Source organism: Pseudomonas sp. TH34 (genome assembly GCF_016650865.1).
GTDB classification, from domain to species: domain Bacteria; phylum Pseudomonadota; class Gammaproteobacteria; order Pseudomonadales; family Pseudomonadaceae; genus Aquipseudomonas; species Aquipseudomonas yamanorum.
Genome location: NZ_JAEKFB010000020.1, coordinates 703240 through 721735 on the forward strand (window position 1 = coordinate 703240; position 18496 = coordinate 721735).

An 18496-nucleotide genomic window follows, 5' to 3' on the forward strand; every position below is an offset into this window, starting at 1 on the left:
TACCGCACACTTCTGAACTCTTATTGGCGCTGGGCATCTTTTAGCTGATTGGCACGATGCAATCCAGTGGGTGGTGGCGGATTATGCCCTAAGCCCGTGGCTAACGCGTCAGTCGGTAAATTTCATAGGTTTGGCAGGAGAAACACCATGCAAGCAGCACAAGGTTACCGCTGGGGCTGGAAGGCCGTGGCATTGATACTGGTGAGCACCGTGCTGAGCGGTTGCGGCATCAACAAGATCCCGACCCTGGACGAACAGGCCAAGGCGGCCTGGGCCCAGGTGCAGAACCAGTACCAGCGGCGCGCCGACCTGATCCCCAACCTGGTGGAAGTGGTCAAGGGCTATGCGGCCCATGAACAGGACACCCTGACTGCCGTGATCGAAGCGCGAGCCAAGGCCACCTCGATCCAGGTGGATGCCAGCACCCTCGACAACCCGGAAAAACTCAAGCAGTTCCAGCAAGCCCAAGACGGCTTGAGCGGTGCACTCAGCCGCTTGATGGTGGTGTCCGAGCGCTACCCGGACCTGAAGGCCAACCAGAACTTCCTGGCCCTGCAATCGCAACTTGAAGGCACTGAAAACCGCATCGCCGTGGCCCGTCGCGACTTTATCCAGGCGGTACAGGCCTACAACACCGAGATCCGCACCTTTCCGGGTCGCCTGTGGCACAGCGTGATGTACAGCGACTTGCCGGTCCGCGCCAACTTCGAGGCCACCAGTGCCGATGCTGATAAAGCGCCGCAAGTGAAATTCTGATGGGCAAGCGCGCTTGGCTACTGGCGGCGGTGCTGCTGGCCTTTAGCCTGACCGTCCAGGCCGCCTTGAACTTCCCGGCCCTGACCGGACGGGTGGTCGACAACGCCCAGATGATCGACCCGGCCGTGCGTGCGCAACTGACCCAGCAATTGCAGGCGCTGGAGCAAACCAGCGGTGACCAGATCGTGGTGGTCACCGTGCCGGACCTGCAAGGCGTGCCCATTGAAGACTTCGGTTATCAACTGGGCCGCGCGTGGGGCATCGGCCAGAAGGGCAAGGACAACGGCGCACTGCTGATCGTCGCCCGGGATGAGCACAAGATCCGCATCGAAGTGGGTTACGGCCTGGAAGGCGTACTCACTGACGCGCAGTCCTGGGTGATCATCAACCAGGTGATCGCCCCGGCGTTCAAGACGGGCAACTACAGCAAGGGCATCAGCGATGGCGTGGCGGCGATGCTGCAGGTGGTGGGCGGCGATCCGCTGGCCGTGCCTGCGCATGTGTCTGAAGCCAACTTCGCCAAGCAAAACCCGGGCATTTCCATTGGCCTGTTTATCCTGTTGCTGGCGGTGCTGTGGCTGTGCAATCGCATGGGCCTGCCCGTTGGCGCTATTCTGCTGGCGATTCTCAGCAGCAGCGGTCGCGGCGGCGGAGGAGGCGGCGGTGGCGGTGGCTTCAGGGGCGGCGGCGGTGGTTTCGGTGGCGGTGGCGCCTCGGGCGGCTGGTAATGACAATAACGAGAGAGCATCAACAACCATGGCATTACTGAGTCAACACGAGCAACGCCAGGTCGCCGAGGCGATCGCCAGGGTCGAGCAACAGACCGACGCCGAACTGGTGACCGTGCTCGCGGCCCGTGCCGACGACTACGCCTACATCCCGCTGTTGTGGGCCAGCCTGTTGGCGCTGGTGGTACCGGGGATCATTCACTATCTGTCGGGCTGGTTGACCATGTACACCTTGCTGCTGGCGCAGTGGGGCACGTTCGTCGTGTTGTGCCTGGTGTTCCGGTTGCCCAAGGTGACTACGCGGCTGATCCCGCGCTCGGTGCGTCACTGGCGTGCGTCCAACCTGGCACGGCGGCAGTTTCTGGAGCAACACCTGCACCACACACTGGGCAGTACCGGGGTGCTGATTTTTGTCAGTGAGGCCGAGCGGTATGTAGAAATCCTGGTGGACAAGGGGATTTCCAGTCGCCTGGATGACAGCAGTTGGGATGCGATCGTCAAGGACTTCACCCGCCAGGTGAAGCAAGGCCAGACGTTGGCCGGGTTTGTGGCGTGTATTGAGGCTTGCGGAGAATTGCTCAAGGAGCACGTACCGGTGACCCACGCGCGCAATGAGCTACCGAATCGGTTGGTGGTGTTGGAGTAGTGTAAAATTCCCGGCATTCCCTGCCCGAGGCGTTTTTGTTCATGTCTGCCACCGCTAAACCTGCCAGCCCCGCGCCGGATCATCACGCGCAGTTCCTCGAACTGCTGAGCGCGAGCCTTGAGCAAAACGCCTTTATCAAGCTGGTGCTGGCCAAGTACGTCGGCACCGAGCCTGATCTTCAGAAGCTGATCATCAAGCAGCTGACGGTCAAGGATCAGCCTTGCCTGTCCTTCGTCTACCGCTACAAGACCCGCGACATCACCAAGAACTTCTCCCTGCCTGACGGTGTGGCTGCGATTGCCGAGCTGTTGCCGGCCTCGTTCAAGAACGCGCACCTGCTGTCGGTGACGGACGAAGCCCAGCTGGAATACAGCAAGAAGAACAAAAGCTCGCTGTTCAAAAGCAAGCCGCAACAACTGCGGGAGGCGCCGTCTGCCGAGCACAACCGCGAGAAGAATCGCTTCCTGGACCTGACCCGGCCCTTTCTCGCTGACCTTGGCGTGACCAACGCCAAGCACGAGCTGATCCCGGCGATGTCGCGCAAGTGGAAGCAGATCAACAAGTTCATCGAAGTGTTCAGCCATGCCCTGACCACCTCACCGCTGAAGCTGGACCGGCCGGTGCGGGTCGCGGACTTTGGTTCGGGCAAGGGCTACCTGACGTTTGCGATCCACGATTACCTGCGCAACACCCTCAACGCTGAGGGCGAAGTCACCGGTGTGGAACTGCGCGAAGACATGGTGACCCTGTGCAACAACGCCGCCGCCCGCCTGGACCACCCGGGGCTGGTGTTCAAGTGTGGTGATGTGCGCAGCGTCGCGCCCAGCGAACTGGACGTGATGATCGCCCTGCATGCCTGCGACATCGCCACCGACTACGCGATTCACACCGGCATCCGCTCCGGGGCGTCGATCATCATGTGCTCGCCGTGCTGCCATAAGCAGATACGCTTGCAAATCCAGAGCCCGGTGCTGCTCAAGCCGATGCTGCAATACGGCCTGCACCTGGGCCAACAGGCGGAAATGGTCACCGACAGCCTGCGTGCGTTGTTCCTTGAAGCCTGCGGTTATGAGACCAAGGTGTTTGAGTTCATCTCGTTGGAACACACCAACAAGAACAAAATGATCCTTGCCGTGAAGCGTGCGGAGCCGGTGGATAACGCTCAGCTCCTGGGGAAAGTCCAGGAGCTCAAGGCGTTCTACAACATCACCGAACATTGCCTCGAAACCCTGCTGCGGGCGGATGGTTACCTGACCTGAGAGCGACGCTAACCAATGTGGGAGCTGGCTTGCCTGCGATGCAAGCACCTCGGTGTAACAGGTAAAGCGAGGTGATTCTATCGCAGGCAAGCCAGCTCCCACATTAGATCGTGCTCGCCTTGGAGGCCGGTGCAGGCTGCACCGCTGTCTTGCGCCCCAACATCACCGTCACAATCACCCCGCAGGCAAACAGCCAGGTGATCGGTTCGATGTGCTCACCAAAAAACAGCGCGGAAAACGCAATGGTGAAAAAGATCTGCAACAGCTGAATCTGGCTGACCCGCGCGATGCCGCCCATGGCCAGCCCGGCGTACCACGCAAAGAACCCCAGGAACTGCGAAAACAGTGACACATAACCAAACGCCCACCAGGTGCGCATGGAAATCGGCCCTTCGTGTTGCAGCGCCAGGTAGGCCACCGGCCCGATCAATACCGGCGTCGACAGCACCAGCGCCCAGCAGATCACCTGCCAGCCGCCCATCTCCTTGGCCAAACGGCCACCTTCTGCGTAACCCAGGCCACCCACGGCAATCGCCCCGAGCATCAACAGGTCGCCCGCCTGGATACTGCCGGCCCCGGTGATCAACGCATAACTCAGCACCAGCGCACTGCCCAGCGCCGCGCAGGCCCAGAAGGCTTTCGATGGGCGTTCATGGGACAGCCACGCCGCATACAGCGCCACGCACAGCGGTTGCAAGCCGTTGACCAACGCACCATGGGACGCGGGCAAGGTTTGCATGGCCCAAGCCGACAGCACCGGGAAGCCCAGGATCACCCCGGCAATCACCAGCGTCAGCCCGCGCACCTGGCGCCAGGTGGGCCAGCGCTCACGTCGCCACAGCAACAGTGCCGCCGCCGGCACCGCCGCAAACAACGCCCGGCCCAGGCCATTGAGCAGCGGGTGGATTTCCTGCACCACGATACGGGTGAAGGGCAGGGTAAGGCTAAAGATGACGACGCCCAGCAGGCCGAGGGCCATGCCGGTATTTTCGCGGGAGCTCATGGAAGGAACCAGAATCGAATGGGCCGGAAGTGGACGTTCATCTAGCCACAAAGCCCGGAGAACGCGGGCCTACAGCTGGGTGCAGATTGATCCGTACAGTTTTGAATGGGCGACTCGGTTCATGTGGGAGCTGTCGAGCCTTGGCGAGGCTGCGATGGGATCAACGCAGTTTACCTGTCAGGCCGAGGTGTCTGCATCGCGGGCAAGCCCGGCTCCCACACAAGCCAGAGTGCTGATGTAGTAGCGGGCCATTACCCGGCTCATCGGCACAGGTCTATCTTGGCTACTCCTGTCTGCCCAACCGTTCAACCGGAGGAATGTCCCATGGCCGCGAAGAAAATCCTGATGCTGGTCGGCGATTACGTCGAAGACTATGAAGTGATGGTGCCGTTCCAGGCGCTGCTGATGGTGGGGCATGCCGTGCACGCCGTGTGCCCGGACAAGACCGCCGGCCAGACCGTGCGCACGGCGATCCACGACTTCGAAGGCGACCAGACCTACAGCGAAAAACCCGGGCACCTGTTTGCCCTGAATGCGGATTTTGCCAAGGTGAACGCCGCCGACTACGACGCGCTGCTGGTTCCGGGTGGCCGCGCGCCTGAGTACCTGCGGCTGAACGAAAAAGTCCTGCAACTGGTCAAGGATTTCGATAAGGCTGGCAAGCCCATCGCTGCGGTATGCCACGGCGCACAATTGCTGGCCGCTGCCGGCATTCTGGAAGGCCGTGAGTGCAGCGCTTACCCGGCGTGCGGGCCGGAAGTGCGATTGGCGGGCGGTACGTTCATCGATATCCCGGTGACCGACAGCCATGTTCAAGGCAATCTGGTGACGGCACCGGCGTGGCCGGCGCACCCCAGCTGGCTGGCGGGTTTCCTTGGCCTGCTGGGCACCCGAATCATCCTGTAAAGCGGAGGTCATCGCCATGTGCGAGCTGTACGTCAAGGCCGACCCGATTCTCTACGAGTCCCGCTCGCGCTCCCTGCGCATCTGCGGCGTGGTGACCACCGTGCGCCTGGAAAACCAGTTCTGGGACATCCTCAGCGAGATCGCCGAGGTGGATGGCATGACCACCAATCAACTGATCGCCAAGCTGTATGAAGAAGTGATGGATTACCGTGGCGAAGTGGTGAATTTTGCTTCGTTCTTGCGGGTGAGTTGCACGCGGTATTTGAGCAAGCAGCGGGTTCACGCCCCAGAGCTCAGCCTTGTGAATACAAGAAATGGCGCGCAGAAGATCTGAATGTGGCCACTCGTTCAATGTGGGAGCCGGGCTTGCCCGCGATGACATCGCCTCGGTTTAACTGGCTGACCGAGTCGCCCGCATCGCAGGCAAGCCAGCTCCCACACTGATCGGGTTTCCAAGCTGAATGCGGGTGAAGGGTCAGAAGAACCGCGTCACGCTGATCTTGGCATCCCGGCCCTTGGTGTAGGCGCGGTCGCCGCTCAACGCCGGGCGGAAGTTGTTGTTGAACAGGTTATCCACGGTGAAGTTGACTTCGGTGCCCTTGAGGTAAGCCTGCTGCGGCTTCCAGCTGGCGAACAGGCCCTGGGTGTTGTAGCGCTTGTTACCGTACTGATCGTAGAACAGGTCACCGATACTGGTGCCCGGGCCGCCGGCATACTTGTCGCTTGGCAAACGGCTGGTGGCGCCGATGAACTGTCCCTGCCAGCCCACCTGCGCATCCAGGCTCGGGATCTTGGTGCCGAGCACGATCACCCATTTGGTCGGCGGAATATCCCGTGCCCAGACGTCCGGGCCCCACGGGTTGGTGTAGGCGCCTTCGTGTTTGCCGGTGGTGTAGGCGAAGGACACCGAGCCGAACACGTAGGTGGAGTCGTAGAAACTCTCTGCCTCAAAGCCCTTGATCGTCATGCCGCCGATGTTGCGGTAGTTGGACATCGCCCCCGGCGGGCAAGCGCTGGAAATCGTCCCGCCATTGACCGCCTGGTTCTGGCAGCCCACACCCGTGGCCTTGAAGATTTCGTCCTCGACCTTGTTGTGGAACAGTGTGGTACGCAGTTGCAGGTTGTCGCCGTGGGTGAACACGTCGCCGAAGCGGGTGACGTTGCCCAGGGTGATCGAGGTGATGCGCTCGGGGTCCAGGTCCAGGCTGGTGGCGGTGCGGCTGCCCAGGCCCTGGACTTCATACTGCTCGTCGATCACCGGGGCGCGCCAGGTGCGGCTCCAGTTGGCAAACAGCGCCACGTTCGGGGTGATGGTCCAGTACGCCGCGAGGCGTGGCGACCAGCCGGTGTAGGTGCGGTCGCTGTAGTCGTGGCCGATGGCCGGGTCCGGGTTGCTGTAGTACGGCGCGTCGTTGGCTTCGCCGCGGTTGCGCACATGGTCATAGCGCATCGACGGGGTAATGGTCACATCGCCCAGCGTCACCGCGTCCTGGATAAAGAAGCTGTTGGTGTCGACCTTGCCGTGGGGCATGAAGCCCGGCTGGAAGTGCCCGTAGTTGTATTTCGGGGTGTTGTAGGTGGTGCCGGGCATCCACATTTCGGTTTCCCGGGTGTGCTTGCGGATCTGTACGCCGGTGGTCACCGCGTGTTGCAACGCACCGGTGGAAAACAGGCTGACGTTGCGTACGTCGAGGTTCTTGTCGTTGTAGGAGGTGTCCATCTTGCGCCCGCCAGTGGCCAACTGGAAAAACGCCGTAGCGTCTCGCTCGTCGGTCTGATCGGTATTGGATTCGGAATACTTGATGGTCAAGTCCACCAGCGGGTTATTCATCGGCTGGTATTCGTACTTGCCGGACCAGGTGGTGTCGACGGTATTGCGGTTGGCCAGGAAGCGTTTCAGCGCGGCTTCGTAGCCATAGCGGTCGATGTTGGCCTGGGTCGGCGGCGTCGGGTAGCTGGCGGCAGAGAAGGGCGTCCAGCGCTGGCTGTTGGAGCGCGAATACGACAGGCCAAGGCTTTGCTCATCGGTGAAGTGAGCATTGAACTTGAACAGTTTGCCGTCCACATTCTGGGCGCTGTTGGGCAGGCGCTTGGGGTTGATCGGGTACTGGTTGTTGTCGTTGGGCAGGGTGGCGGCCAGCTTCATGTCGCCGCCGTCGCGCTGGGTCAGGTAGGCCAGGGCGTCGAAGCGGCCGTCATCGGTGCGCCCGTAGACCGCGCTGCTGTAGACCTGCTCATGGTCGTTGCTGGAGTAGCCGTATTTGAGCATGGCGCCGCTGTTGCGGCCGTCCTTGAGCAGGTCCGGGGCATCCTTGGTGGTCATGTTGACGGTACCGCCAAAGCCGCCGTTGCCGCTGAAGGGCGAGTTGGGGCCTTTCTCCACTTCGATGCTTTTGATCAGCTCGGGCTCGATAAATACGGTGCCCTGCTGATAGCGCTCAAAGCCGCTTTTGGTGGCGCCATCGACGGTCAGCGGTACGTCTTCGGCGTCGCCGAAACCCCGGATGTTGATGGTCTGGCCGCCGGGCTTCAGCGAGCCGCCCTGGCTGATGCCGGGCAAGGTTTGCAGCAGGCTGGGGATGTTGTTGGACTGGTAGCGGTCGATGTCGGCCTGGGTCAGGGTGGAACGGCCGACGGTGGTGGAGTCGACCTCGTTGCCGGTGCCGATCACGCTCAGGGCGTCGAGCTGAATCGCGCTGCTGTTGGTGGTCTTGCCCTCTTCGGGGCGTACCACGTAGGTGCTGCCGACCTTGAGCAACACGAACTCGCCGTTGTTGAGCAGGGTACGAATCGCCACTTCCGGTGTGAAGTCGCCATTGAGGGCCGGCGCCTGGACGTTTTTCAGCAGCGCTTCATCGAACAGCAGCTGGATTTTCGCCTGCTGCGCCACCTGGCTCAGGGACGTGGCCAGGGACTGGGCCGGCAGTTGCAGCTTGAACGACTCGGCCTGGGCACTCAGGCTGAAGGCCAGGCAGGCGGCAATGGCGGTGGGTCGAAGAAACAGGTGCTGAACGTGGCAAGGCGCGCGAAACATGAAATCCCCCGGAGTAGCCAAATGGCCAGAAAGGTGTGCGTATCAAACGCAGACCCGAGGAAGACGCGGCAGGAAAAATAATCCTCACATGCGAATGCAAAATATTCTCAAGTGAGTGTGTCGAGGGATTATTTTCGAGGCTCAATCCTGATATTGCCGTCGGCCAGGGCCACGGTTTTTACCGGCAGCAGGGCCGGTAGGGCGTTGAGCAGGGCGTCCGGATCATTCACGTCCAGATTGCCCGAGACCTTCAACTGCGCCACCGCGCTGTCCACCAGCAAGGGCGCCTGTGGCCGGTACAGGCTCAACTCGTCCATCAGGCTGGCCAGCTCGCGATTACGAAACGATACGTGCCCGCCGCGCCAATCGGCGACCTCGCCGGCAGTGAGGGTTTGCTGTTGCAGGGTACCCTTGGCATAACTGAACGTAGCGCGCTGATCGGCGCCGAGCAGGGTGGCCGGCAGCTTGGAGTCCGGATCGAACGCCACTTGCCCGTGGGCCACGCTGACCACCAGTTGCTGCTTGCTGCGCCGCACATCAAAGCCGGTGCCGACCACTCGCACATTGGCTTCGCCGGCCTGCACGTACAGTGGCCGTTCCTTATCGGGTGCCACCTCGATATACAGCTGGCCCTGATCCAGATGCACGATGCGCTGATGACCGTTGAAGTCCACCCGCAGGCGCGTGTTGGCGTTGACGTACAAGGTGCTGCCGTCGGGCAGATGCAAGGTGCGCATCCCTTTGGCATGGGCCGCGACCTGGGCGTGGAACAGCTCGCGCGGGGCGCCGATGTTGCTCGCCAGCAGGGCACATACCAGGGCGGCAGCTACCGCCAGGGCCGGGCGCCAGGCGGGTGTCTTGCGTACGGGCAGCGGTGTGGGTTTGTTCAGTTGCTGCAACTGGGCCAGGTCGGCCCACAGCTGTTCGAATTCAGCATAGGCACGGGCATGGGCCGGCTCGGATTGCCAGGCGGCAAACGCCTTGCGGTCGGCGCGGCCCGTATCATTGCGGTTGCGCGCAAACCAGCTGGCGGCCTGGGCATCGATGGAGTCGCTGGCCTCGATGTCACAGGTGTCGATATCGCTCAGGCGGGTCATTCTGGCTGCTCCTTGCCCTGGTCTTGTTGAAGTCGCTGCTTGCAATACAGCAGGGCAAAAGCGATGTGCTTTTCCACCATGCTGACCGAGACGCCCATGCGCTCGGCGATCTGCGCCTGGCTCAGGCCTTCGAAGCGGTGCAGCATAAGGGCTTCTCGTCTTCTGGGCGAGAGTTCAGAGAGGACTTCTTTCAACTGTTCCAGGCGTTGCAGGCGTTGCGCGGCGGCCATGGGATCGTCTCGCGAGTCGCTGACAGGCTCGGCATCCAGTTCGGCCTGTTGCTGGTGGACGGTGTGCCGCACCTTTTGTTTGCGCCAGTGATCGCGCAGCAGATTGCGCGCCATCTGGAACAGAAATGCCCGTGGCTGCTCGACCTGAGCCCGGTCGCGATAGTCCAGCCATTGGGTGAAGACATCCTGGGTCATGTCTGCCGCGTCGCTGGCGTTATCCGTGCGTTTGCGCAGGAAATGCAGGATATCTGCATAAAACCTGCGAAAGGCATCGGCCGACAGCGGGTCGGGCTTGGGACGAGACATGGATATCCTTCTTGACGAAGCACGACGTGGAAAAGCCGTGAATGATATCGAGAATTATTGTCATTTGTCTCTATTGAAGTGCTAGAGGTGAATGCCGGACAGATGTGGGAGCGAGCAAGCCCGCTCCCACCTTTGGATGGCGTTTCAGCGCAACAGGGTCAGCAGCTCTTGCAACTGAACACGGCCAGGCTCACCCAGCGGGAACACCGGCAACCGTGGATCCCCCGACTCCAGCCCCGTCAGCCGTAAACCGGCCTTGATCGTCGCCGGCAAGCCGCCTTTGAGGATGAAGTCCAGCAACGGCAACTGGCGATAAAACAGTTCCCGCGCTTTCTCCAAGTCATTGGCCAACACGGCTTCATACAAATCCAGGTTGAGCTGCGCAATCAGGTTCGGCGCCGCCGTGCACCAACCCTTCGCCCCTGCGGCAAACGCCTCCAGTGCCAACGGATTGCAGCCGTTGTAGAACGGCACCTGGCCCTCGCTGCGACGATGCAGTTGGTGCATGCGCTGAATATCGCCGGTGCTTTCCTTGACCATGGTCACGTTGTCGACGCTGTCGACGATGCGCAGGATCAAGTCCACCGACATGTCGGTGCCGCTGGTGGCCGGGTTGTTGTAGAGCATGATCGGCACACCGATGCTGTCGCCAATGGCCGCATAGTGAGCGAGGATTTCTGCTTCGCTGAGTTTCCAATACGAGGCTGGCAAGACCATCACCACGTCTGCGCCGTGAGCTTCGGCAAACTGCGCGCGACGCACGGCCTTGGCGGTGGTCAAGTCGGAGACGCTGACGATGGTCGGCACGCGTTTGCCCACTTTCTGGAGGCTGTAGGCGGCGACTTCATCCCACTCGGCATCGCTGAGGTAGGCGCCTTCGCCGGTGCTGCCCAGCGGAGCGATAGCGTGCACGCCGCTGTCGATCAGACGGTCGATCGAAAGCCCCAAGGCGTCCAGGTCAATGCGCTGGCCGTCGGTGCTGAACGGGGTGATGGTGTAGCCGATAATGCCGTGAATAGAAGGGCTGGACATGAAAAAGTCTCCGGTCGAAAAAGGGGTTTCAGTTCAGGCAATCGGCGTGTTGACGCAGGTTCTGCCGAGCGTAGTAGTTGAACGCAGCGCCGTGGCGCTTGGGCTTGGAAATCCAGTCATGGGCTTCGCGGCCCAGCTCCGGCAGGATCGGTTTGATCGTGCCAGCGGCCATCGCCAGCAGCTGCAACTTGGCGGCACGTTCGATCAACTGTGCGATCACACAGGCTTCCTCGATGCTCGCCCCGGTGGACAATTGGCCGTGGTGAGAAAGCAGAATCGCGCGTTTATCCCCCAGGGCGGCGGTGATGATTTCGCCTTCTTCGTTGCCCACCGGCACGCCGGGCCAGGCTTCTAGGAACGCGCAGTCTTCGTACAAAGGGCAGAGGTCCATGTGCGATACCTGCAGCGGCACTTCCAGCATCGACAACGCAGCGATATGAGTCGGATGAGTGTGGATGATGCAGTTCACATCAGGGCGACCGCGGTACACCCAGCTGTGAAAACGGTTGGCCGGGTTGGGCATGCCGTGGCCTTCCAACACTTCCAGGTCTTCGTTGACCAACAGCAGGTTGCTGGCGGTGATTTCATCGAAACCCAGGCCGAGTTGTTGGGTGTAATAAGTGCCCGGAGTGGGGCCGCGTGCGGTGATCTGCCCGGCCAGGCCGGAGTCGTGGCCGTTTTCGAACAGGATCCGGCAGGTGAGTGCCAGCTTTTGCCGGTCGGTCCACGTATTATCCGCCAGGGTGTTTTGCATCTGGCTCAGCGCTTGCTTGACCAGTTGGTCTTTCGGGAGTGCTAATGTCTTGGCCATATCAGTGTCCTTGTTCGTCGCAAATGACACGAAAGAGACTATATGACACAAAGTGTCATTGGCAAGCATTCATCATCGCCTCTTTAATGGATTAACCGCTGCACATGTCTATCCGTTTGAAAATACTGAGAAAAAAACTTGGCGTGACCTTGGAGTTGCTCGCGGAAAAATCCGGGATGACCAAGAGTTACCTGTCGAAGGTTGAGCGCGGGCTGAATACGCCTTCGATTGCTGCGGCGCTGAAGTTGGCCAAGGCGTTGAATGTGAAGGTTGAAGAGCTGTTCAGTGAAGACAACGTCAGTCTCGACAGTTACAGCCTGGTGCGCAGCCATGAACGGCAGGCGTTGTCGGGCACCGATGCGTCACCAGGGTATGCGGTGCTGGCGCATCAGGTCAGTGAGCGCAGTTTGTTGCCGTTTATCATTTACCCGCCGGCGGAGTTCACCGACAAGACCTTCAAGGAGCATTTGGGGGAGGAGTTTTTGTTTGTGCATGAAGGCCAGGTTGAGGTGGATTTCATGAGTGAGCGGGTGGTGTTGAATCGTGGGGATGCATTGCATTTCAATGCGCAGAAGCCCCATCGGATTCGGTCGGTGGGGGAGGTTCAGGCGCAGCTTTTGGTGGTGGTGCATAGCGCTGAGGAGTGATGGTGGGGTGGGGGGCATATCCGTTATTTAGGTAACGGCCGCCTATGGTTCCGCTCTTACAGCGGCTCACTTTTGAAGAGCGCAAAAGTAAGCAAAACGCTCTTGCCCCACCACTCGGCACCTCGCCCAGGCTCGGTGTGCCCTCACTCCGACTTTGGAGCGTGGGCCGCCGCGATGGGCCATCCTTGGCCCAGCGCGGCTAACCCGGCGTCCTGCCGGGTTACCCACGCTCCAAAGCCTGCGTTCGGCCAGCGTGGTTTAACGGGGCGCCTAAGATCAAGATCAAAAGCAAGAGCGCAGCGGCCTACCGGCCGGCTTGAGTGTTGAAGAGCAAAATCAAAATCTAAAGCGGGCACGATCCAAATGTGGGAGCTGGCTTGCCTGCGATGGCATCACCTCGGTGTGCCTGAAAGACCGAGTTGTCTGCATCGCAGGCAAGCCAGCTCCCACAGAAAAGCAGAGCCACCCCGCCCGTAGCAGCTGTCGAGCTCCAGCGAGGCTGCGTGCTTTTGATCTTGATCTTGATCTGTTTTTGATCTTGATCTGCAGGCCCCGTTAACCACGATGGCCGCAAGTAGGCACGGTGGAGCGGGTAAACCGGCAGGACGCCGGTTTAGCCGCGCCGGGCCATGGATGGCCCGTCGCGGCGGCCCGCGGAATCGGGCCGGAGTGCGGGCATGCCGAGCCTAGGCGAGGCACCGAGTGGTGGGGCAAAGACCTTTTGGTTACTTTTGGGGCGTTTGCCAAAAGTGACCCGCTGTAAGAGCGGAACCCTAAGCCGCCGTTACCGCAGCAACGGATATGTACACCCCACCCCACCCCACCCCACCCCCATCACCGCTCCACGGGCACCGAAAGCCCCGAATTCCCAAGCGCATGACTACGCGCATCAAAAAACCGCAACTCCACATCCACCCCCTCAAACAACTCCGCAAAACGCCGCTTCTGCTGCTGAATAAACCCCGCACTGCGCCCAAACACCGAAATCGCCAACATCGTGACCTTCGCCTGTCGAATCGCCTGCACCAGATGCACATCCTGCGCGCCGAGGTGATGCCCGAAAATGCAAAGCGCGCCCTCATGACTCAACAACTGCTCATAACAGAACGACAAATAGTCAGAACTGCGAATGGTCTTCAGCTTCTCCTCAACCTTCCCCTCGCTGACAAACAACGGCACATCATCCAACGTCTTGATCGTGTTGTTGATCGCAAAACTGCTAAGCAACGTGCTGTCAGTGGTCGGCAATTTACGCGCCGTACCGTCAAGGTTACGCACCAGGTGCAAACCACCATGCAGATACAAAATGCGCGTGGTGTCGCAGCCAGTATTGCGCAGGTCAAAGCTCGCATCGGCGCTGCGAAACAGATCATCGATGCCCGGTGCCTGCAGGATCGCCCAGTAGTTGAGCAAGTCGTAATTGCTGGTGAATACAGTCGGATAACTCGCCAACTCCTGATGAATCGTCGCCAGCGTCGAAGGCTTCACCAGGCGCCACGGAATGTGCACGCTGTGGATCGTGTTGATCAGCGCTTCCTTGATCGCGTAGTAGCGATTACGCGGCGCCGCCGAGCTGACCGCCAAGGCCTTGTTGACCCGGCTGGTGGTTTTCAACGCGCCCAGCACCTGTTCGAAACTGCGGGTCTGCATCGCGTCAAACACGCTGAGCTCGGACTGGCTCAGGGGTTTTTCTTCCACGGTGCGGGCGTTTTCGAACAGTGAGTCGTAGGCAAAGTCTTCCCACACTGCGCGGCTGGCGCCGTTGCCGATCAGGATCCCGCTGAAGGCGGTACTGCTGCGCAAGGCGTTCCAGTCTTCAAGGTGGGCGTCAAAATCCTGGGAATCCTTCATTGCGGCGGGTCTACTCAAAATCGGCTGGGCGGTGACTTTATCACGAGCGGGCGTTGATCCTGGTCAAGATGCCGCAGGCAATCGAGGTCGATGCTGTAGGCATAACGACTTTCGAGGATTTGCCACCATGAGCAGCACCTTCTTCATTCCATCCGTCAACATCATGGGCATCGACTGCCTCGACGAAGCCATGACTGCGATTCGCAACTACGGTTTTCGCAAGGCGCTGATTGTCACTGACGCCGGGATGGCCAAGGCAGGTGTCGCCAGCATGATCGCCGAGAAACTCGCGATGCAGGACATCGACTCGGTGATCTACGACGGCGCCAAGCCCAACCCGAACGTCGAGAACGTCGAAAAAGGCCTGGCGTTGTTGAAACAGAGCGCCTGCGATTTCGTGGTGTCCCTGGGCGGTGGCTCACCCCATGACTGCGCCAAGGGCATTGCCCTGTGTGCGACCAACGGCGGGCACATCGGCGACTACGAAGGCGTCGACCAGTCGGCCAAACCGCAACTGCCGCTGGTGGCCATCAACACCACCGCCGGCACTGCCAGCGAAATGACCCGCTTCTGCATCATCACCGACGAAACCCGTCACGTGAAAATGGCCATCGTCGACCGCAACGTCACGCCGCTGCTGTCGGTCAACGACCCGGCGCTGATGGTCGGCATGCCCAAGGGCCTGACCGCCGCCACCGGCATGGACGCGCTAACCCACGCGATCGAAGCCTACGTGTCCACCGCCGCCAACCCGATCACCGATGCCTGTGCGATCAAGGCCATCGAACTGATCAGCGCCAACCTGCGGATTGCGGTGCGCGACGGCCAAGACATGGCCGCCCGGGAGAACATGGCGTATGCGCAGTTCCTTGCCGGCATGGCCTTCAACAATGCGTCCCTGGGGTTCGTACACGCCATGGCGCACCAGTTGGGCGGGCTCTATGACCTGCCCCACGGCGTGTGCAATGCGGTGCTGTTGCCCCATGTGCAAAGTTTCAACGCCAGCGTCAGCGCCGAACGCCTGAGCCATGTGGCACGGGCCCTTGGCGCAGACATCAAAGGGACGTCGGTGGAAGAGGGCGCTCAGGCGGCCATCGCGGCGATTCGCAGCCTGTCCCAGGATGTGGAAATTCCTGCCGGGCTGCGGGAGCTGGGCGCCAAGTTGCAGGACATCCCGCTGCTGGCGTCCAACGCCCTGAAGGACGCCTGCGGCCTGACCAACCCACGGCGAGCGGATCAGCGTCAGATTGAAGAGATCTTTCGCAGCGCGTTCTGATCAGCCCTGGCCATGGCGACGCACAGCAGTGCGCCGCCCGCCAGCGCCACGCACAACACCGCCAACGGCCAGGCCTGCTGACTCGCCAACAGGCTGGCCACGCCGCCGATCGCCGCCGCCATCAACTGATGCATGAAACCGCTCAAGGCCATGGCGTAGGAGCCGCTCACCGGTGATTCATCATTGGCCAGCGACAGGCTGATGGGATAACTCATCGACTGCCCGAACACCGCCAGGCAATACGGCAGCCACAGCAGAATCGCCAGCCCATTGGAAAACAGACTGCCCAGCAACATCGTCGCGCTGCCGCACATCACCAACGCCACGCCCCAACTCATCATCGACAGGCGCCCAGTGCGGGCGACCAGGCGATTGACCATCAGCGCCCCCGCCAGATACGCCCCGCTGATCGGCCAGCCGAGCCAGCCATATTGCGCGGCGCTCCACTGAAAATGGCCCTGCAAAATCAACGGTGCGCAGGTGTTGAAGGCGATGATCACGCCGTAACCCAAACCGCCCGCCAGCGCAGGCCGCAGGAACGCCGGATGGCGCAGGATCGTGCCGTAGATGCGCCAGGCCGAGATGTGCCCGGCGGCTTTTTCCAAAGTCGGAAACACCACCCGTTGCAGCGTAATCATCAAACCGACAGCCGCTATCGCCAGCCCATAAAAGATTGCTTCCCAGCCAAACGCCACCTGCAACAGCGAGCCCACAAACTGCCCGATGCCCAGGGCGATCACGAATGTCATCCCCAGCCACGACAAGCCTTTAGCCAACAGGGCACCGCTGAAACTGTCGCGAACCAACACCCGCGCCATCACCGACACACCGCCCGCGCCGAGGCCTTGAACCAGCCGCAGGCCGAGGAACGATTCGAGGCTGTAGGCGGACGGAATCGCCGCACTGGCCAGCGCGTACAGCGTCAACGCGGCCAGGAGCACCGGCTTTCTGCCCAGGCGCTCACCGAGGCTGCCCCAGAGCAGCATCGGCAACGCCATGCCGATCAAATACACCGCCAGGGCCAGGGCCACCTGATCCTCGGCGGCTGGCAATGCGTGGGCAATTGCCGGTACGGCGGGTAGGTAACTGCTGATGCCAACCTGGGACAGAAAGGCCGCGCTGCAGGCGATGGCGAGGGTCGTGGTGCTTTTCAAGGGGCAAAAGATCCTGTTGGGCAGTAAGCTGCAAGCCGCAAGCTACAAGCTGCTAATGTGTTTGTCTCTACCTGGCAGCTTGAAGCTAACCGCTTGTCGCTTAGGAACCAACCTTATGAGAGTTCTATTATTCGGCGCCACCGGCATGGTCGGCCAAGGCGTGTTGCGCGAGTGCCTGCTGGCCAGTGACGTGCAGGAAGTCGTCGCCGTCGGCCGTACCGCGCTGACCCAGGAACACGGCAAGCTGCACCAGGTGTTGCATGCCGATATGTTCGACTTCCAGCCCCTGGAGCATCTGCTGCAAGGTTTCGATGCCTGCTTCTTTTGCCTGGGCGTTTCTTCGGTGGGCATGGACGAAGTCAAGTACACCCACCTGACCTACGACCTGACCCTGGTGGCCGCCAGCACCCTGGCGGGGCTCAACCCACAGATGACCTTTATCTACGTTTCCGGCGCCGGGACTGACAGCAGCGAAACCGGCAAAACCATGTGGGCGAGGATCAAGGGCAAGACCGAGAACGCGTTGCTGCGCCTGCCGTTCAAAGCGGTGTACCTGTTCCGTCCCGGGGTGATTCAGCCGTTGCACGGCGTGCGCTCGAAAACCCCGCTCTACCAGTCCATCTACACCGTGGTCGGCCCGTTGTTGTCGCTGCTGCGCCATGTGCGGCCGGCCTGGGTAGTGAGCACTGAAACCGTTGGCCGCGCGATGCTCTCGGCCGTCCGGCACGGCGCACCTCTGCCGGTGGTGGAGCAGGCCGATATCAATCGCTTGGCCACCGAGCGCGCCTAGATGCTGCACAAAAGCCTGGTCCGTCGCCTTGACCTGATCACCCTGCAATTGTTTGTGGCGGTGCATGAAGAAGGCACGCTGACCCGCGCCGCCGCCCGCGAAGCCATTGCGGTCTCGGCCGCCAGCAAGCGTTTGATGGAGCTGGAACAGGTGCTGGGCGTGAGCCTGTTTGTGCGCCAGGCCAAGGGCATGCAGCTCACGGCCGCCGGCGAGACCTTGCTGCACCATGCGCGGCAGATGCTGTTCAACGTCGAGAAGATGGGCCTGGAGCTGGGCGAACACAGCCACGGCGTGCGCGGTTATGTGCGGATGCTGGCGAACCTCTCGGCGATCATTCAGTTCCTTCCGGAAGACTTGCGCGACTTTTCCGCGCTGCACCCACAGGTGAAGGCCGATCTGGAAGAGCGGCCCAGTAATGGTGTGGTCCAGGGTGTGATTGACGGCGTTGCGGACCTGGGCATCTGCTCCAGCGACACCGATACCAAAGGCCTGCCCGGCGTGACCTATCGCCGGGACAAACTGGTGGTGCTAATGCCGGCAGATCACCCGTTGGCGTCGCGCAAGACCCTGGCGTTCGTCGAGACGCTGGACAGCGACTACGTGGGGCTGCATTCCGCCAGTTCGATCAATATGCGCACCCATGCGGCGGCGCGGGAGGCGGGCAAGGTGTTGCGCCTGCGGATCCATGTGCCGGGCTTTGATGCCATGTGCCGAATGGTCCAGGCCAACATGGGCATCGGCATCCTGCCGCAAAAGGCCTACGAGTTGTTTGCCCGGGCACTTGGGCTGCACGCGGTACCGCTGACGGATGCCTGGTCGGATCGCAGCCTGATCCTGGTGGTGCGTGATGAGGCGCAGCTGTCGCCGGTCAGCCGGCTGTTGTTCGATTATTTGCGTCGGGAGCAGGGCTGAGCGAAACACTGCAGGCCTCATCGCGGGCAAGCCCGGCTCCCACAGTTGACCGAGTTGT

Annotated in this window: 18 protein-coding genes; 10 read left to right on the forward strand and 8 right to left on the reverse strand. The window is 61.2% G+C overall.

Annotation, left to right across the window (positions count from 1 at the left end):
- The first annotated feature begins 147 nt into the window (after positions 1-147).
- From JFU58_RS16620 to JFU58_RS16635, 4 genes are read left to right on the forward strand one after another with little or no spacing between them, the layout of a single operon-like run.
- On the forward strand, positions 148-756 hold the full coding sequence (locus JFU58_RS16620) for a LemA family protein (RefSeq protein ID WP_003209150.1): 609 nt from the start codon (positions 148-150) through the stop codon (positions 754-756).
- The gene (locus JFU58_RS16625; protein WP_201141176.1) at positions 756-1484 is read left to right on the forward strand and encodes a TPM domain-containing protein; all 729 of its coding nucleotides are present in this window, start codon (positions 756-758) and stop codon (positions 1482-1484) included. The genes JFU58_RS16620 and JFU58_RS16625 overlap by 1 nt, the downstream gene beginning before the upstream one ends.
- A gap of 28 nt (positions 1485-1512) precedes the next feature.
- On the forward strand, positions 1513-2130 hold the full coding sequence (locus JFU58_RS16630; protein WP_093200883.1) for a TPM domain-containing protein: 618 nt from the start codon (positions 1513-1515) through the stop codon (positions 2128-2130).
- A gap of 41 nt (positions 2131-2171) precedes the next feature.
- Positions 2172-3389, forward strand: a complete 1218-nt coding sequence (locus JFU58_RS16635; protein WP_063032726.1) for a class I SAM-dependent methyltransferase — start codon at positions 2172-2174, stop codon at positions 3387-3389.
- A gap of 103 nt (positions 3390-3492) precedes the next feature.
- Here the strand turns inward: JFU58_RS16635 and JFU58_RS16640 are convergent, their stop codons facing one another.
- Positions 3493-4392 (reverse strand): DMT family transporter, encoded by a 900-nt coding sequence (locus JFU58_RS16640; RefSeq protein ID WP_063032724.1) that lies wholly within the window; start codon positions 4390-4392, stop codon positions 3493-3495.
- A 324-nt stretch (positions 4393-4716) separates the two neighbouring features.
- On the opposite strand from JFU58_RS16640, the gene JFU58_RS16645 reads away from it, so the two are divergent.
- Both JFU58_RS16645 and JFU58_RS16650 read left to right on the forward strand, forming a co-directional pair.
- Positions 4717-5298 (forward strand): DJ-1/PfpI family protein, encoded by a 582-nt coding sequence (locus tag JFU58_RS16645; RefSeq protein ID WP_201141178.1) that lies wholly within the window; start codon positions 4717-4719, stop codon positions 5296-5298.
- A gap of 16 nt (positions 5299-5314) precedes the next feature.
- On the forward strand, positions 5315-5632 hold the full coding sequence (locus JFU58_RS16650; protein ID WP_003209138.1) for a ribbon-helix-helix domain-containing protein: 318 nt from the start codon (positions 5315-5317) through the stop codon (positions 5630-5632).
- A gap of 141 nt (positions 5633-5773) precedes the next feature.
- Here JFU58_RS16650 and JFU58_RS16655 read toward each other — a convergent pair whose 3' ends face one another.
- The 5 genes from JFU58_RS16655 to JFU58_RS16675 all read right to left on the reverse strand — a co-directional run bounded on the left by JFU58_RS16655 (position 5774) and on the right by JFU58_RS16675 (position 11808).
- Positions 5774-8332: a TonB-dependent receptor gene (locus tag JFU58_RS16655; RefSeq protein ID WP_201141180.1), complete on the reverse strand. Its 2559-nt coding sequence runs from the start codon at positions 8330-8332 to the stop codon at positions 5774-5776.
- A gap of 128 nt (positions 8333-8460) precedes the next feature.
- Positions 8461-9429, reverse strand: a complete 969-nt coding sequence (locus JFU58_RS16660) for a FecR family protein (protein WP_063032716.1) — start codon at positions 9427-9429, stop codon at positions 8461-8463.
- Entirely contained in the window at positions 9426-9965 is a 540-nt protein-coding gene (locus JFU58_RS16665) for an RNA polymerase sigma factor (protein ID WP_201141182.1), read from the reverse strand. Before JFU58_RS16665 ends, JFU58_RS16660 begins: the two co-directional genes overlap by 4 nt.
- Before the next feature lie 144 nt (positions 9966-10109).
- Positions 10110-10997: a dihydrodipicolinate synthase family protein gene (locus tag JFU58_RS16670; RefSeq protein ID WP_093200863.1), complete on the reverse strand. Its 888-nt coding sequence runs from the start codon at positions 10995-10997 to the stop codon at positions 10110-10112.
- A 28-nt stretch (positions 10998-11025) separates the two neighbouring features.
- Positions 11026-11808, reverse strand: a complete 783-nt coding sequence (locus JFU58_RS16675; protein WP_076015980.1) for an aldolase — start codon at positions 11806-11808, stop codon at positions 11026-11028.
- A 104-nt stretch (positions 11809-11912) separates the two neighbouring features.
- Here JFU58_RS16675 and JFU58_RS16680 point away from each other — a divergent pair, with 104 nt between their 5' ends.
- On the forward strand, positions 11913-12455 hold the full coding sequence (locus JFU58_RS16680) for a helix-turn-helix domain-containing protein (RefSeq protein WP_201141184.1): 543 nt from the start codon (positions 11913-11915) through the stop codon (positions 12453-12455).
- 834 nt (positions 12456-13289) lie between these two features.
- On the opposite strand, the gene JFU58_RS16685 is transcribed toward JFU58_RS16680, so the two are convergent.
- Positions 13290-14306, reverse strand: a complete 1017-nt coding sequence (locus JFU58_RS16685; protein ID WP_201141186.1) for a DUF4917 family protein — start codon at positions 14304-14306, stop codon at positions 13290-13292.
- A 127-nt stretch (positions 14307-14433) separates the two neighbouring features.
- Between JFU58_RS16685 and yiaY the strand changes: the two genes are divergently transcribed.
- Positions 14434-15582 (forward strand): L-threonine dehydrogenase, encoded by a 1149-nt coding sequence (gene yiaY / locus JFU58_RS16690; protein WP_093200850.1) that lies wholly within the window; start codon positions 14434-14436, stop codon positions 15580-15582.
- Here yiaY and JFU58_RS16695 read toward each other — a convergent pair.
- Entirely contained in the window at positions 15549-16736 is a 1188-nt protein-coding gene (locus JFU58_RS16695) for an MFS transporter (RefSeq protein WP_201141188.1), read from the reverse strand. The genes yiaY and JFU58_RS16695 overlap by 34 nt on opposite strands.
- A 115-nt stretch (positions 16737-16851) precedes the next feature.
- Between JFU58_RS16695 and JFU58_RS16700 the strand changes: the two genes are divergently transcribed.
- Positions 16852-17526: an NAD(P)H-binding protein gene (locus JFU58_RS16700; RefSeq protein WP_201141190.1), complete on the forward strand. Its 675-nt coding sequence runs from the start codon at positions 16852-16854 to the stop codon at positions 17524-17526.
- Positions 17527-18438, forward strand: coding sequence for a LysR substrate-binding domain-containing protein (locus JFU58_RS16705; RefSeq protein WP_201141192.1), 912 nt, complete (start codon positions 17527-17529; stop codon positions 18436-18438).
- Positions 18439-18496: the final 58 nt, after the last annotated feature.